Origin of the sequence: Leptospira sarikeiensis, from assembly GCF_004769615.1 — a bacterium.
GTDB classification, from domain to species: Bacteria; Spirochaetota; Leptospiria; order Leptospirales; family Leptospiraceae; genus Leptospira_B; species Leptospira_B sarikeiensis.
In genome coordinates this window covers 49,573-62,516 of record NZ_RQGF01000028.1, presented here as the reverse complement: position 1 = coordinate 62,516, position 12,944 = coordinate 49,573, and the positions used below count along the sequence as shown (strand labels likewise).

Annotated in this window: 13 protein-coding genes; 6 read left to right on the top strand and 7 right to left on the bottom strand. The window is 38.6% G+C overall.

Translation table 11 applies throughout. The annotated features are described in order from the left end of the window. Position 1: 1 nt before the first annotated feature. Positions 2-1,324 (bottom strand): phospholipase C/P1 nuclease family protein, encoded by a 1,323-nt coding sequence (locus tag EHQ64_RS11555; RefSeq protein WP_246048733.1) that lies wholly within the window; start codon positions 1,322-1,324, stop codon positions 2-4. Between the two features lie 137 nt (positions 1,325-1,461). Between EHQ64_RS11555 and EHQ64_RS11550 the strand changes: the two genes are divergently transcribed. Continuing rightward, positions 1,462-2,286 carry a hypothetical protein gene (locus tag EHQ64_RS11550; RefSeq protein ID WP_135649642.1) on the top strand — a complete coding sequence of 275 codons (825 nt, stop codon included), beginning with the start codon at positions 1,462-1,464 and terminating at the stop codon, positions 2,284-2,286. Here EHQ64_RS11550 and EHQ64_RS11545 read toward each other — a convergent pair. The 4 genes from EHQ64_RS11545 to EHQ64_RS11530 form a co-directional block, all read right to left on the bottom strand. After that, complete coding sequence (locus tag EHQ64_RS11545; RefSeq protein ID WP_135649641.1) at positions 2,283-3,203, bottom strand: helix-turn-helix domain-containing protein; 921 nt, start codon at positions 3,201-3,203, stop codon at positions 2,283-2,285. The two genes, EHQ64_RS11550 and EHQ64_RS11545, sit on opposite strands and share 4 nt — an antisense overlap. A gap of 76 nt (positions 3,204-3,279) precedes the next feature. Next, positions 3,280-4,290 (bottom strand): aldo/keto reductase, encoded by a 1,011-nt coding sequence (locus EHQ64_RS11540; protein WP_135649640.1) that lies wholly within the window; start codon positions 4,288-4,290, stop codon positions 3,280-3,282. Positions 4,291-4,415: 125 nt separating this feature from the next. Continuing rightward, a complete protein-coding gene (locus EHQ64_RS11535; protein ID WP_135649639.1) occupies positions 4,416-5,258 on the bottom strand; it encodes an SDR family NAD(P)-dependent oxidoreductase in 843 nt (280 codons plus the stop codon). Between the two features lie 32 nt (positions 5,259-5,290). Beyond that, the gene (locus EHQ64_RS11530) at positions 5,291-6,742 is read right to left on the bottom strand and encodes a flavin-containing monooxygenase (protein ID WP_135649638.1); all 1,452 of its coding nucleotides are present in this window, start codon (positions 6,740-6,742) and stop codon (positions 5,291-5,293) included. A 286-nt stretch (positions 6,743-7,028) separates the two neighbouring features. On the opposite strand from EHQ64_RS11530, the gene EHQ64_RS11525 reads away from it, so the two are divergent. Together EHQ64_RS11525 and EHQ64_RS11520 are read left to right on the top strand one after the other, a co-directional pair. Then, positions 7,029-8,318 carry an Ig-like domain-containing domain gene (locus EHQ64_RS11525; RefSeq protein WP_135649637.1) on the top strand — a complete coding sequence of 430 codons (1,290 nt, stop codon included), beginning with the start codon at positions 7,029-7,031 and terminating at the stop codon, positions 8,316-8,318. 121 nt (positions 8,319-8,439) lie between these two features. Next, a complete protein-coding gene (locus tag EHQ64_RS11520; protein WP_135649636.1) occupies positions 8,440-8,979 on the top strand; it encodes a hypothetical protein in 540 nt (179 codons plus the stop codon). A 41-nt stretch (positions 8,980-9,020) separates the two neighbouring features. On the opposite strand, the gene EHQ64_RS11515 is transcribed toward EHQ64_RS11520, so the two are convergent. Next, positions 9,021-10,109, bottom strand: a complete 1,089-nt coding sequence (locus EHQ64_RS11515; protein ID WP_135649635.1) for a helix-turn-helix transcriptional regulator — start codon at positions 10,107-10,109, stop codon at positions 9,021-9,023. 112 nt (positions 10,110-10,221) lie between these two features. Here EHQ64_RS11515 and EHQ64_RS11510 point away from each other — a divergent pair, with 112 nt between their 5' ends. Together EHQ64_RS11510 and EHQ64_RS11505 are read left to right on the top strand one after the other, a co-directional pair. Then, complete coding sequence (locus EHQ64_RS11510; RefSeq protein WP_246048732.1) at positions 10,222-10,701, top strand: TfoX/Sxy family protein; 480 nt, start codon at positions 10,222-10,224, stop codon at positions 10,699-10,701. Between the two features lie 89 nt (positions 10,702-10,790). Beyond that, a complete protein-coding gene (locus tag EHQ64_RS11505; RefSeq protein ID WP_167882391.1) occupies positions 10,791-11,735 on the top strand; it encodes an SHOCT domain-containing protein in 945 nt (314 codons plus the stop codon). 29 nt (positions 11,736-11,764) lie between these two features. Here the strand turns inward: EHQ64_RS11505 and EHQ64_RS11500 are convergent, their stop codons facing one another. Continuing rightward, a complete protein-coding gene (locus EHQ64_RS11500; protein ID WP_135649633.1) occupies positions 11,765-12,085 on the bottom strand; it encodes a DUF1330 domain-containing protein in 321 nt (106 codons plus the stop codon). A 143-nt stretch (positions 12,086-12,228) separates the two neighbouring features. Between EHQ64_RS11500 and EHQ64_RS11495 the strand changes: the two genes are divergently transcribed. Continuing rightward, complete coding sequence (locus EHQ64_RS11495; protein WP_135649632.1) at positions 12,229-12,924, top strand: FecR family protein; 696 nt, start codon at positions 12,229-12,231, stop codon at positions 12,922-12,924. Positions 12,925-12,944 lie beyond the last annotated feature (20 nt).

Sequence of the window (12,944 nt, the reverse complement as noted above, 5' to 3'; positions counted from 1 at the left end):
CTCACTTTAATCCGGCTCTTACGTAATTGCGAAGATGAGAGCCTACGTTTTGCATATGTTCTGCGATTGTTGCATCCAATTCGTTTAAGGATTTTTGATTGATCTGCTGCAACAACTTGCCTTCTGAAAAGCCGTTTAATAGATTCGATTCGTCTATCAGAGTATCAAATCGATCGGAAACCCCATAACTTTCTTTGGTAAGAACATCTACAATATACGAATCGTTAAAATTACCGTAAGATGTATCTTTTTCAGTTTTCATAACGCTTAGAATAAACGGGTGATCTAGTTTTTTCGCGATATACGCATCTCTTAAAGTGCTAAAATGATATTTTTCAATCGTCTGGTGCCTATTTGAAATTCGATCGATTGCCTCATTCTTAGCGGTTTCATCACCTAAAATTGCTTTGAGATTGATCCATAACATACTTGCTGTCCCAAAATTTGGGAGAACCCTAGCATGATACGGTTGTGTAAGATCTCCTACATAATGCATTCCCCAGCCTAAGAAACGATAGCCCCAATATTTATGACCGGTTTTGAATGCATAGCGGGCAAGTGTCGTAAATTGGTAGACCCGATATCTAGGATAGGTTCGAGTTAGGAATTCTGCAGCAGCAAATATGATCTTTGATTCGTGATAGTAACCTATATGAAAAGGGACCTGGGTGCTATAGTAGATCTTCGAATCCCCGAATGATTGTATTCCAAAAGCGTAATCTTTCCCAAATTGTTCCCCATTATCCAAAAATAAATTTAGATCTAGTCCGAAATCCGGTTCGTCGCTTGCAGTTGCCAAAACTTCTATCGGGCTTACAAGATCTCCCTTTTTGATATCATAGAATTCGTAATCTTGTTTTAGATCTTTTTCGCCATAGATGCTGACGGTTTTAGGATCCGATTTTTTCCCTGGAAGAGGTTTGCCTGGAAGATTTTGTAGAAAATAGCCGATCGGTGTGCCTGTGTTGACCCGAAGCGCTCTTAGAAAATTATTCCGGATGGATTTAGTATCTCCTCCTTTGAAATAAAGAGATTCAGGAAGAGGCGCTTTTTTTGAATAAGTTTGTTTGGCCTCATTCTCCATTTGGTTCATGAGCTGGACCAAACCGTCTTTTTCTTTTAAAAGAAATTCTTCAAGAGACTCTACTTTTACTTTTGGAGCAGAAACAAGCTCGGGGACTCCCTCAAGTGCGGGACGGTTGAATAGAAAATGATTCCACCATGCTTCTGCAGGGTTTGTGAATAGAATAAAAGTAAAGAAGATTGTGAGATAGTAGTAATATTTAGGCACACCGAATAATGTACTCTTGTGGGAATAAGTCAAGACAAACTGCCGAATCAATGTCTTGGGAGGCCATAGGCTTTTTGCATTATTTTTCGCTCTCGGAACCGAAATGATTTATATTAGGTCCAACACGTTATACTCCATTAGAATATTCGAATGGATGAAGAGGTGTTTATATGAAGAACCTCGCTTTTGGTATTTTGTTCTTGGTTGGAATTCCAACCTTTCTGGGTGCAGAATTTGTTCCTCCGACTCAAACGCCTATCTATCCCGCTGTCGATACAGGGTCTAATATCGGATTTTCCAAAAATTACTCTTCTTTTTCTTTTTTCGGAGGAACACCGATCTCTCCACCAAGCGGCTCGTTTATAGATTCCGAAAAGGATTATGATCGAGCACTTCTGGATCGAATATTATTGGGTGATATCAAAAGGAATATTGCCGGAATGCCTGCATTGTCCACTTACGACAGGCCAATGTATCGTGAAACGGGATTATATGGAATAGAGACCGAGTTTGGTTGGACGGATTATATAGGTTACGGTTTCACTTTTCAAGGCCAGTCCGTCAATGCAGTTCGACAAAATGTACAAAAACAAGTTCACTTTTTGCTAAATGAAGATGTTACTACATTACCCAAAGACCGTCAGGTTTATTTCGATGTATCTTCTTTAGCATTTCTCTCCGCGCATTTTTTGCCGAATAAAAAGTTTGATCCGTTTATAAAACTAAAGGCAGGGATCAGCTTTCCTTCGGGAGAAAGTGTGCATGCAAGATCTCGCGATGATTATAATGCCCGAAATACGGAAATGACAAACGGGAGGGGGCTTGTTCTAGGATTGGGGATCGGGATGAATTACCATTTTAATTCCAAATTCTTTTATACACTCGAGTTTTATAGACAAAGTACTCGTATTTATTCGGATCAGTTTACCGGAAGAGTGTTGAATACTTTTTATGCTCAATTCGGAGTAGGAATCCGGTTGGCGATGGGAGATTAAAACGAATTCCGAAATTCTAATGGAGAAACTTTGGTCTTTGTTTTGAATAATCTGCTGAAATACTGAGGATATTCGAATCCTAACTGAACGGCGATCTCATTGATCGACAAAGAGGTCGTGGATAATTTTTCCTTCGCCTTTTCTATGATCCAGTTATGAATATGCTGTTGTGTGTTTTGTCCTGTTACGGTGCGTAACATATCGCTTAAATAGTTGGGAGAAACATTTAGTTGAAAGGAAATATATTTTACAGTCGGGATCCCAAGTTCTGAAAACTTATCGGACACATAGTATTCTTCTAATATATTTTCTAATTTGACCAACAGATCCTGATTTGTATTTTTTCGAGTAATGAATTGTCTTTTGTAGAATCGATTCGCATATTGTATCAATAATTCAATATAAGATACCATTAAGTCCTGACTAAAATTATCGATAGAACCTAAATATTCCTCTTGGATATTTTTCATCAGTGAATCTATGGTTGCTTCTTCCTTTTCGGATAGATGGAGAGCCTCATTGACTTCGTAGGAGAAGAATCCGTAATTTTTGATTCTTTTGATCAAGTCGTATGTTCTGATAAAATCCGCATGAAAAATAAGATACCAACCGGACATTTCGGAAAGATCGACACTCTCGTCGAAGGAAAATATCTGTTTGGGAGAACTGAAACCCATCATTCCTTCTCTAAAATCTAAACTTTGTCTTCCATACCGAATCATTCCTTTGATATTCTTTTTTATTGAGATCGTATAGAAGTCATACATGAACTTGTTTTCGATCAGAAAAGGTTGCATTTTTGATTCGGATCCGTTCAGTTTCGTAATGCTGATCAAAGGATGAGCGGGTTTAGAATGCCCGAACATTTCATGAAACTCTGAAATAGAATTGATCGTGATTAAGTTTTTAGAGTTCATCTTGTAATTTGACTGTTCTAGTTGGAAAATCTCCCGATGATCCGCTTGATACATTTGAAAAATCGGGAGTTAAATCTTACTTATTTACCATGGACATTCCACGATCGTCATAACGGTTTCCAGTGGATAGTTCCAATGGAATGATCGATTCTAACTTATCTAGTTCTTCCTTAGTGAGAGAGATATTCGCCGCCGCGATATTCTCTTCTAAATATTTGATCCTTTTAGTTCCGGGGATAGAAACTACATTTTTAGAAACAACCCAGGCTAAGGCCAATTGAGATGCCGTGATCTTTTTCTGAGAAGCGAGGTTTTGGATCTCATTTACTAATTCTATATTCTTATAGAATTGTTCTCCTTGGAATTTAGGTAGAGTCTTTCTAAAATCGTTTTCGTCTAAATCGTTAGGAGTTTTGATCTGTCCGGTCAAAAAACCTCTTCCTAAAGGAGAATATGCGACGAATCCGATCTCAAGTTCTTTGAGAGTATTCAGAATTTCTAATCTTTCCACATCTCTTTCGAAAAGGGAATACTCGGATTGGACTGCCGATAAAGGATGGACCTTGTGAGCCTTTCGGATCGTTTCCGAACCAACCTCGGATAGGCCAATATATTTCACTTTTCCTTCTTTTACAAGTTCGGACATTGCTCCTACAGTTTCTTCGATCGGAACATTTTGATCCATACGATGTAGGTAATATAGATCAATGTAATCTGTTCCAAGATTTTTTAAGGAACGTTCTATCGCTTTTTTTACATATTCAGGGCGACCGTTTATTTGCCAGGTGAGCTGTTCTTGATCGTCAATTTCAAATCCGAACTTAGTAGCAATGATATACTTGTCTCGATTCCCTTGGATCGCTTTCGCTACTAGTCTTTCATTCTTTAGTGGTCCGTAAAGATCTGCAGTATCTAAAAAATTAACACCTAATTCTAATGCACGATGTACTGTAGCAATTGATTCAGTCTCGTCACTTTGCCCGTAGATATTTGCCCCTGCGATTTGGGTCATACCCATACAACCAAGTCCTTCGATTGGAACAATAAGCCCTTGGTTCCCTAATTTGGTTTTTCTGATATTGTTCATACTCTAAGTATGACCTAAAAATCAGAAAAACTGCAAAAGAAATTGGGTTGTATGGAGTATACAAATCCACTTTATTTAGAAACAAAATGGGGCAGGCCTATAGGCCGGTTTCCCGGCTCATATTATTAGTTTGCCATTCTGCTTAATAGTATCTTACCTAAAAATCCTGAATAAGATCCTGGGAATATCCTTTGGATAAGATCTAGGAAAACTGCATCAGGTCCGATCAAAACTCTACGGGAATTTTTCTTTACACCTTTCAGGATCACGTAAGCCGCTTTTTCTGCAGTTGTGATAAATTGTTTTGTCATCTTATCTCCCGCTGTGCTCGGATCTAATCCTAAAACTTTGATGCTATCATTACTCTTGGAGCTTGTGGCTATAGCAGTTTTGATCCCACCAGGATGAACACTCGTGGCAGAAACACCGCAGCGAGTATAATCCAGTTCTTGACGAAGAGTTTCCGTAAATCCTCTAACAGCAAATTTAGAAGCGTTGTACGCCGAAGTTCCTGGAACAGCTATGATCCCGAAAACGCTGGAAGTATTGATGATATGACCTTCTCCGCTTTTTTTGAGATAAGGAAGAAATGCCTGCGTTCCGTTCAATACTCCGCCAAAATTGATATCCATTACTCGTTGGAAGTCCTTCGATTCAAATCCTTCGATAGTAGAACCGAATGCGATCCCCGCGTTATTAAAAATAAGATTCACTTTTGAATGATCTTTCTCAACTTGAGAAGCCCAGTCAAAAACCGCCGTTCTGTTAGAAACGTCCAGGGTCTGGCTTGTAATGTTTATTCCCTTGTTTAATCCTTTTACTATACGAACGGTTTCTGAAAGTCCAGTTTGGTTGATATCTGATAAAGCAAGATGGCATCCTTGTTTCGCCAAGGCGATCGCCAATTCTCTTCCCATTCCGGAACCTGCTCCGGTAATTGCTGCCACTTTGTTTTTAAAATTTTTCATTCAAATTCTCTTCTTATACTTCTAAATATTTTTTACTCGAAAGAAAGATTCGAGTCGTTTACTCTTACGAAATTGATATCGAACAGGTCCATTAGATAATTCTGATGGAATCTCCAGGGGCGTTTTGCACCTCTTTGAGGGAATTTGTCAATCGCTCTTTGGATATAACCGGAATTCAGATCTAATATCGGTTCTTTTTCCATTTTGGATTCGTCTACCAACGGAACACATTGTTTATAACGATTTGTTTCCATATGGTTCAGAAGTCTCGCGACGTAGGTAGAAGTTAGATCCGCTCTAAGAGTCCAAGATGCATTCGTGTACCCTACACAAAATGCAAAGTTCGGGATCCCACTTAACATTAAACCTTTAAAAGTATAAAGTTTAGAGATATCCACATCGGAACCGTTTAATTTTAAACGCATTCCTCCCATTGCGACCAGATCCAATCCTGTTGCGCTTACGACAATATCTGCTTCTAGTTCTTTGCCGGATTTTAATTTGATCCCGTTTGGAGTAAAAGTTTCTATATGATCCGTTTCTATCGAAGCTTTCCCTTTAGAGATCGCCTTGAAAAGATCAGAGTCCGGAACAAGGCAAACCCTTTGGTCCCAAGGTTGATAATTCGGTTTGAAGTGAGTATCTATATCATAACCTTTTGGAAGGGACATTTTGAGCCTAGCTCGTATTAACCATTTCGCAAAATCTGGAGACCTTTTGCAAATTTGGAAAAACCAGATTTGGATCAGTATATTTTTGATCCGAGTGATATGATGGGCCAGTTTAGCCGGAAGGATAAATCTTAAAAAGTCCGCGACTATATCTTTAGAAGGTAAACTTGTAATATATGTCGGAGACCTTTGGAGCATAGTGATATGTGCCGCCTTATCCGCCATCGATGGCACTAAGGTCACTGCGGTTGCTCCACTTCCGATCACTACTACTTTTTTGCCGCTGTAGTCAAGGTTCTCCGGCCAAAATTGAGGATGGATCATTTTACCTTTAAATTTTTCAATCCCGGGAAAATTAGGAGTAAACCCCTTTTCGTAATTATAATACCCGCTGCAGATATATAAGAAATCCGTTGTGTAGGTCCTTTTTTCTTTTTTAGGACCCACTTCTACATCTACTGACCAAAGTAAATTTGCATCCGACCAGGAGGCGGAAAGCACCTTATGCTCGAATCTGATATTGCGATCGATCCCGAATTCGGATGCGGTATCTTTTACGTATTTTAAGATAGAAGGTCCGTCTGCGATTGCCTTTGCTTCTTTCCAAGGACGAAAGGAATAGCCTAGGGTGAACATATCGGAATCGGACCGAATTCCTGGATAACGAAATAAACTCCAAGTTCCGCCGATATCGGCTCTGCTCTCGAGGATCGTATATTTTTTGCCCGGACAAAGTTTTTGCAAATGATAGCCTGCGCTGATCCCGGAAAGGCCGGCTCCTACCGTGATCACGTCGAAATGTTCTTTGGTCATTTTTCCTCGATCGGAAATCCGCTGCCCATCGGGATTAGGATATCCACTATTCTCAAAAGATTTTGCCAGAAAGAAGCGTCCGAATCGACTGATCTTATAATATCGATCCTAAAAATTCTTACGAAACTGTAAGAATCTAACCGATTCCAGAAAAATCTCCGCCCCGTGATCAATCTTGCAGAACATTACATTTGTCATGCCCTGGAATTCCAAACTATGACATGCGAGCGTTGACCATTTCCCTCAAAAAAGTGTAATCTTAAGAGGAGCAAATCCCGAGGTGAACATGGTTAGGAATTTATCCGTTCTTATTCTAATATTTCTATTTTTTGTAGGAATTTCGACAAATTGTAAAGTAGAAGAGGTGGATCCGCCTCCGTTGCTCGAGGCGCTCGCACTAATCCAAAATCCTTCTTCTTCTCCTCCAATCAACGAGGAGGAAATCCCTTCTTATCCTCTTACAGTATCGAAAATGGTCCCTTCGGATAATGCTTCTTTAGTAGATGTAGGTTCATCAATTTCGGTGCAATTTAGTTATCCTGTGCAACCTGAAACGATAACAGTTAATTCGGAGAATGAAGTATGTTCGGGTATGATTTGGATCTCGAAGGATGCTTTTAATACCTGCGTTCCTGTTCATCCTGTTGCGGCTTCCCAAGATGGAAATCGTAGTTTCGTATTTGTTCCAAAAGAAGAACTCGCAGGTGGAATTCAGTATGTCGTTTCGGTCCGAAATGAGATCAAGGACATATTTGGGAGAAATCTAACTTCATTAGGAAATTATAAATTTAAAACAGCAAGCACAGAATCTACAACATTTACGATCTCTTCTTCCTCGCGGATTGACAGGACTCAATTTTTAGCTTATATGAATTTTGCTGAGATCGCGATCAGGGTCAAGCCTGTGTCTGGAAGTCGAATTATTAGCCAGATTGTTTTGATCGGGCAGTATAAAGACAAGAATGGAGTAGTCACTCAAACTAAATATAAAGGTCTCGGAGATTTGGATCTGAGTTACGGAAGCATTTTTGCGGGAGAAAAAATCATTCATATGTCTCTGAAAGACTTCACTCCTTCTCTCACAGATGTGAAGAATTGGAAAACGGATCAAAAATTAAGAATAGGAGCCTCTGTAGTTTATAGTGATGGAGCTTTCGGTACGAATCAACTGGGGCCTCTTGAAATATTAATGGAGAACGAAATTCTTCCTACTATCGATGCATTCGGTTATTTAGTAGGAATATCATTTGATGTAGAAGAATTTATCCCTTCTGCTTCGGAACTTCCGAAAGACCAATGGAAAGCATGGATAGAAGTAACTTATCCTGGAAATATCGTAAAAAAATCCGCAATAGAAACATTGGATGAATTCGGTTCAGGAATATCCCAGTTATCGATCCTTAGACCAAAAACCGGACCTAGAGAAATTGTTCAATGTCATATAGATAGTAACGGCGATTCAATTCCGGATTATACTTGGACTAAAGACTTTGAAATTTCAAGTAACAGTGTGAGCAGGATCACCTACGCAACCGGCAAAAGGGAAGGGGACCAAAACGTTCCTAAGAATCCTTAATATAGTATAAAAGTAAAACATTACGTTTGTAACATATATCTTTCTTCAAATATGACGCTTGGGATTTGTATCTTCTTTCATAAGAAGATATCCTAAGCGGAAATAAAAAGATGGAGAAAATATGTTTCAAACATATAAAGTTACTTTTTTAGTTTTAGGTTTTTTATCTTTCGCGCTTACAAATTGTGCAGAAGAAAAGAAGAATGATCTGGCTGTTTTATCGATAGTGTTTTCTAAGCATGGAAGCCTTGGGGAAATAAAAGAAATTCCGCAACCTACTTTGGATACTGTCACTTTGATATTGGATGATACTAGTATAGAATTACTAAACCAGGAAGAATGTAAAACCGGAAATCTGGGGATCATAGTCAGTAAAGATGCTGGATCTGTAACTCCTATACTTAATATTCATTTGATAGATATGTCTAAAAATTCCGGAATATTTTTGGAGACTCAAACTCCTACAACCGGATCTCATATGGATCTGGATCATACCGATGGCGAAACCTATAATGTAGTTCAAGATTGCCCTGCTACAGTGATGGAAAATACTCCTCAGATCTACGATTTGCAGGTATTGAATTGTAAGATCGCGGATCAGTTCGGTGGAGGATCGAATCAAAAAAATATGTCTTTCCGAGTTCGTTGCACCAAGGGATAACTTTTATAACCTTCGTTCGGATCTTTGATCCGAGCGAAGGTTTAGTCCGTTTTAGATTTCTTCTTGGAAAGAAATACGGTTAGCCTTTGTAATTGGTCTTTGGAAGAAGATTTTGATTCAGGTAGGACTTTCGAATAAATATTTTTGAAATGATTTCGTAAGGTCCCGTTGGAAACGTTCAGAACTAGTTGGATGAATGATCTACTATGTCCTTCTTCTATCAATTCGCAGATCCTGATCTCTTGTTTGGAAAGACCGTATTTTTCCAAATTTAATTTTGGAATAGAGAATACCTGATTCGATTTGTATTGATGAAATAATAGAAAAGAAAGAAAAGAACAGGCGATTAAAGAAGAAGCTGCAGTCACATAAATTTCTCGGAACGAGATAGCCGCAAGTAAAGACCAAAGTAACATTCCGAATAAAACGCCGATCGCGATCGAGATAAGAATATTCGCCCCGATCCTTAATATTCCGAATTTTGCTTCGCTATATCTGTTTAAATAAACGGAAAGTATCACTGAAAGTACTGAGTCTGCTACCGGATGAAGAGGAGGTAGTTCCTGACCATATAGAGGAAGGAAGTTTGAGAATAATGCCAACCACCAAAGCATAAATATACTTATGAAAAATTTCTTATCAAAGAATACGTTCCATTTTACCGGCTTTAAGAAGAAGTAAATGCAAAAGCACATAGAAAGAACATGTATTCCTCCTCCTATCATACCTCCACGAAGTGTAAGCAAGGGACCAGAACCGAAATTATAAGTAACGATCTCTACTACGAACATTCTAGGTAAAGAAGAGCAAAGAAAGTCCGCAATCACTGCGAGTATTAACACTAAGATCGTAAAAGGATTTAGTATCCTTCTGCCCGTGCAAAAACCGGCCATACCTACAAGGATTGGTGCCAATGCAAAGAAAGAATGACATTGAAAGATCCACCATGCAAGGCCTGCTTCTTGGGAAGAGGTGATACACATTGCCGCAGTGGAAGCGTTTTGGATCCCGATCGCTAGATAAAATACGGTTATTAATCTATGGAAAGGGTGGTCTCTCCAGATGTTTTCGATCAAACAGCTCAGATTGGCGAGTGCAGCTACGATCGGTACTATGAAAAAAATTTCCAAACGGTTAACTTCAGTTTGTAATGATGTAGGAACTCAATCCTTGGAAATCTTTTGATAGAATGAGTATCTAGATTGTCCATGACAAAATTTCATTCCTTTCCTTAAAAGAAGTTTGAATTTCTTTCAAAATGCTCCTTACATTTCAAAACATATGGCATTGAACGAGAAGTTAGCGGGTCGGATCAGAGAATCTCTTGCTGGTCACGAAGATGTGGAAGAAAAGAAGATGTTTGGCGGCCTATGTTTTATGGTAAACGGCAAAATGTGTGTCTGTGCCAAAACCGAAGAGATGATGTGTAGAATAGATCCGGAAATATTCGAATCCGTTCTAAAGAAGAAAAAAGCCAGACCAATGATCCATAATGGAAATCTGATGAAAGGTTTCTTGTTTATCAGCGAAGAGGATCTTAAGACCAAGAAGGAATTCGAATATTGGATTAAACTTTCTCTTGAATATAATAAGGTATCGAAACCTGCTAAGGCAAAGTCGAAAGAAAAAGGAAATCCAACTGCACGGGCTGGCGTGAAAAAAAGATTATTAGTCGAAAGAAGTATTAAACAAATGGGAGATTTTCTTTCAAGTATCCAGTAAAATTCTACAGAATTTCCTAATATGAAATAAATATATTGCTATTTACACGTTATACTTATATTTCTCTTTTTTAAGAGGAAATGATGGATTTGTCGAAGTTTATTTTTATTCTTAGTGCAACGAGTTTTATGATCGGATTTTTTCTTACGATCTTTGCTTTAATTAACCCTCAAGTATTTTTACAACATCCGTTAAATTTCTCCAGAGCTAGAGTGTTAAAGCATGGCGTCCTACTTTTTTTGGGGAATACTTCCTTTTTAATCGCTTCTTTGGGCCTGGTCGTTCAGGATAAGGTTGAAGAAGGGCTCATCATATTTTGCATTTTCTTCGCAATATCATTAATCGGATTCATTCCCTTTGTGCTGGGAGTATCTAAGGATAGAAACGAATCGAATATGTTTAAAGATTCCATTAACAGTTTTAAATCCGAATTTTTAGAAAAAAATAATGTATCTAAAAATGCATCTTTAATGGGGGGATTGGGGCCGGGGGAACTCGGGAACGTTTTGGCAGCATCTGGGATTGGAGACTTTTATATTTGGGAGACTCCCGGGAATCTTAATATGGCGATGGTTTGTTTTGACGAAAAGAATTTATCTTCTTCCACTTGCGTTTTAGTTACACTTCCACAAAGCAAGATTGTCGGTTATACTTTAAAAGGGAATAGAGACGTTTTAACTCATGTGTCAGGAATGGATCGACCAATATTCAAAACTTATGCCGATCAACAATATACGCCCGTTACGACAACTCACGAGATCGTAGATGATCGTGTGACTATATTCCATTATTTGGATGAAAAAAATGAAGAGAAGATACAGCAATTTTCTCTTCAGACATATGATATCTTTTTAGAATTGATACCCGAAAAGGATATTACTCGTGCGAATGCAGCTCCTGTTCGCCCTATGGAAATTCCGAATGGTGGGGACATTGCTGAAAAGTTAGAAAAATTACACTCTTTAAAACAAAGTGGGGCAATTACTGAAGAGGAGTTTCAAGACTTAAAAAGAAAACTCATTGAAAAGGGTTGATATTTTCTTTTTAAGTTCTACGAATTGGCTTACTCCGGAACGTTAGCGAGTTGATTTACGTCTTCGCCGGGGACTAAAATAAATTCTCCGTTCGAACCTTTTAGTCTGCTTTCTAAATAAGGTTTGTATTCTTCGGATTCATAAAAATTGCGCAAAGCCTCTTTAGTAGGCCATTCGATGATCAGGAATAGTTGGGGTTTCTCTCTTTCCCCTTCTATTTTTTCCATGTTCGAGGTTCTTGCTAAATATTTTCCGCCGTAACGTTCTACCATTTTTGTAACATTTCGAACATACGCTGGGATCCAGCGGACGCTAGTGATATTTAACTCGGCGACTGAGTAATATTTCATTTAGAACCTCTCGGGCTTTATGGCGATTCAGGCTTTCGTGATTGAAAGAGAAGTCAAGATAAAAGAACGATACTTTGGCTTCCCTACTATACCGAATAAAAATGGATTTACTTCTTTAAGCAAAGCCATAAGAATCGATGGCTATGAAAAAAGTATCGATCCTGTTCGTTTTAGGTTTCGTATGCCTTCAATTCTCCTGCGGTAAAAAGAACGTAGAAGAATACAAAGGGATTATTACATTCGTTGTGGGAACTGTGGTTTTGGAAAGAGGTCCGGAAAAAATAAAGGTTTCCGTAAGCCAAGAGATCCAAAACGGAGATGTGCTCGTTACAGAGGCTGGTTCTACTGCTACAATCGCATTTGGCGAAAATTCTTCCTTACTTGAGATACAATCCGATTCCAGATTCCGTTTTGATAATATCAAAGCGGACAAGAAATTTTTCCAAGAGAAAGGAAGGTCTTGGTTACTTTCCAACAAACTTGTGAAAGGTGAGGGGATTAGCTTAGGAACTCCTACAAGTACTGCGGGTGTGAGAGGAACAAAATTCTATACCAATGTTATTGGAGATGTAACAATGATCTGCCATTGTGAAGGGAAGGTGGAGTTGGAAAATAATGCAGATCATTCTAAGTCAGTAAATGATTCCGATTATTTAAGCATAACCAAAGGAACAAAGACCATCTATTTAACTTCTAAAGATTTGCAGAAGGGAAATGTTCCTTACTCTCATGATCATAGTGAGCTATCGGACTCTCCATTAGGAAAGCAGAATCAAATGACTGCGGAACAAGGAGATCTCCTTATGAAACTCGTGGAGAAAAAATTCTCAGGCAAATAAACTCTGTAAAAATCCTTCTA

Excerpts from the sequence above, each read along its gene's own strand:
- EHQ64_RS11550 (WP_135649642.1), top strand. The coding sequence starts at position 1,462 with ATGAAGAACCTCGCTTTTGGTATTTTGTTCTTGGTTGGAATTCCAACC.
- EHQ64_RS11545 (WP_135649641.1), bottom strand. The coding sequence starts at position 3,203 with ATGAACTCTAAAAACTTAATCACGATCAATTCTATTTCAGAGTTTCAT.
- EHQ64_RS11540 (WP_135649640.1), bottom strand. The coding sequence starts at position 4,290 with ATGAACAATATCAGAAAAACCAAATTAGGGAACCAAGGGCTTATTGTT.
- EHQ64_RS11535 (WP_135649639.1), bottom strand. The coding sequence starts at position 5,258 with ATGAAAAATTTTAAAAACAAAGTGGCAGCAATTACCGGAGCAGGTTCC.
- EHQ64_RS11530 (WP_135649638.1), bottom strand. The coding sequence starts at position 6,742 with ATGACCAAAGAACATTTCGACGTGATCACGGTAGGAGCCGGCCTTTCC.
- EHQ64_RS11525 (WP_135649637.1), top strand. The coding sequence starts at position 7,029 with ATGGTTAGGAATTTATCCGTTCTTATTCTAATATTTCTATTTTTTGTA.
- EHQ64_RS11520 (WP_135649636.1), top strand. The coding sequence starts at position 8,440 with ATGTTTCAAACATATAAAGTTACTTTTTTAGTTTTAGGTTTTTTATCT.
- EHQ64_RS11500 (WP_135649633.1), bottom strand. The coding sequence starts at position 12,085 with ATGAAATATTACTCAGTCGCCGAGTTAAATATCACTAGCGTCCGCTGG.
- EHQ64_RS11495 (WP_135649632.1), top strand. The coding sequence starts at position 12,229 with ATGAAAAAAGTATCGATCCTGTTCGTTTTAGGTTTCGTATGCCTTCAA.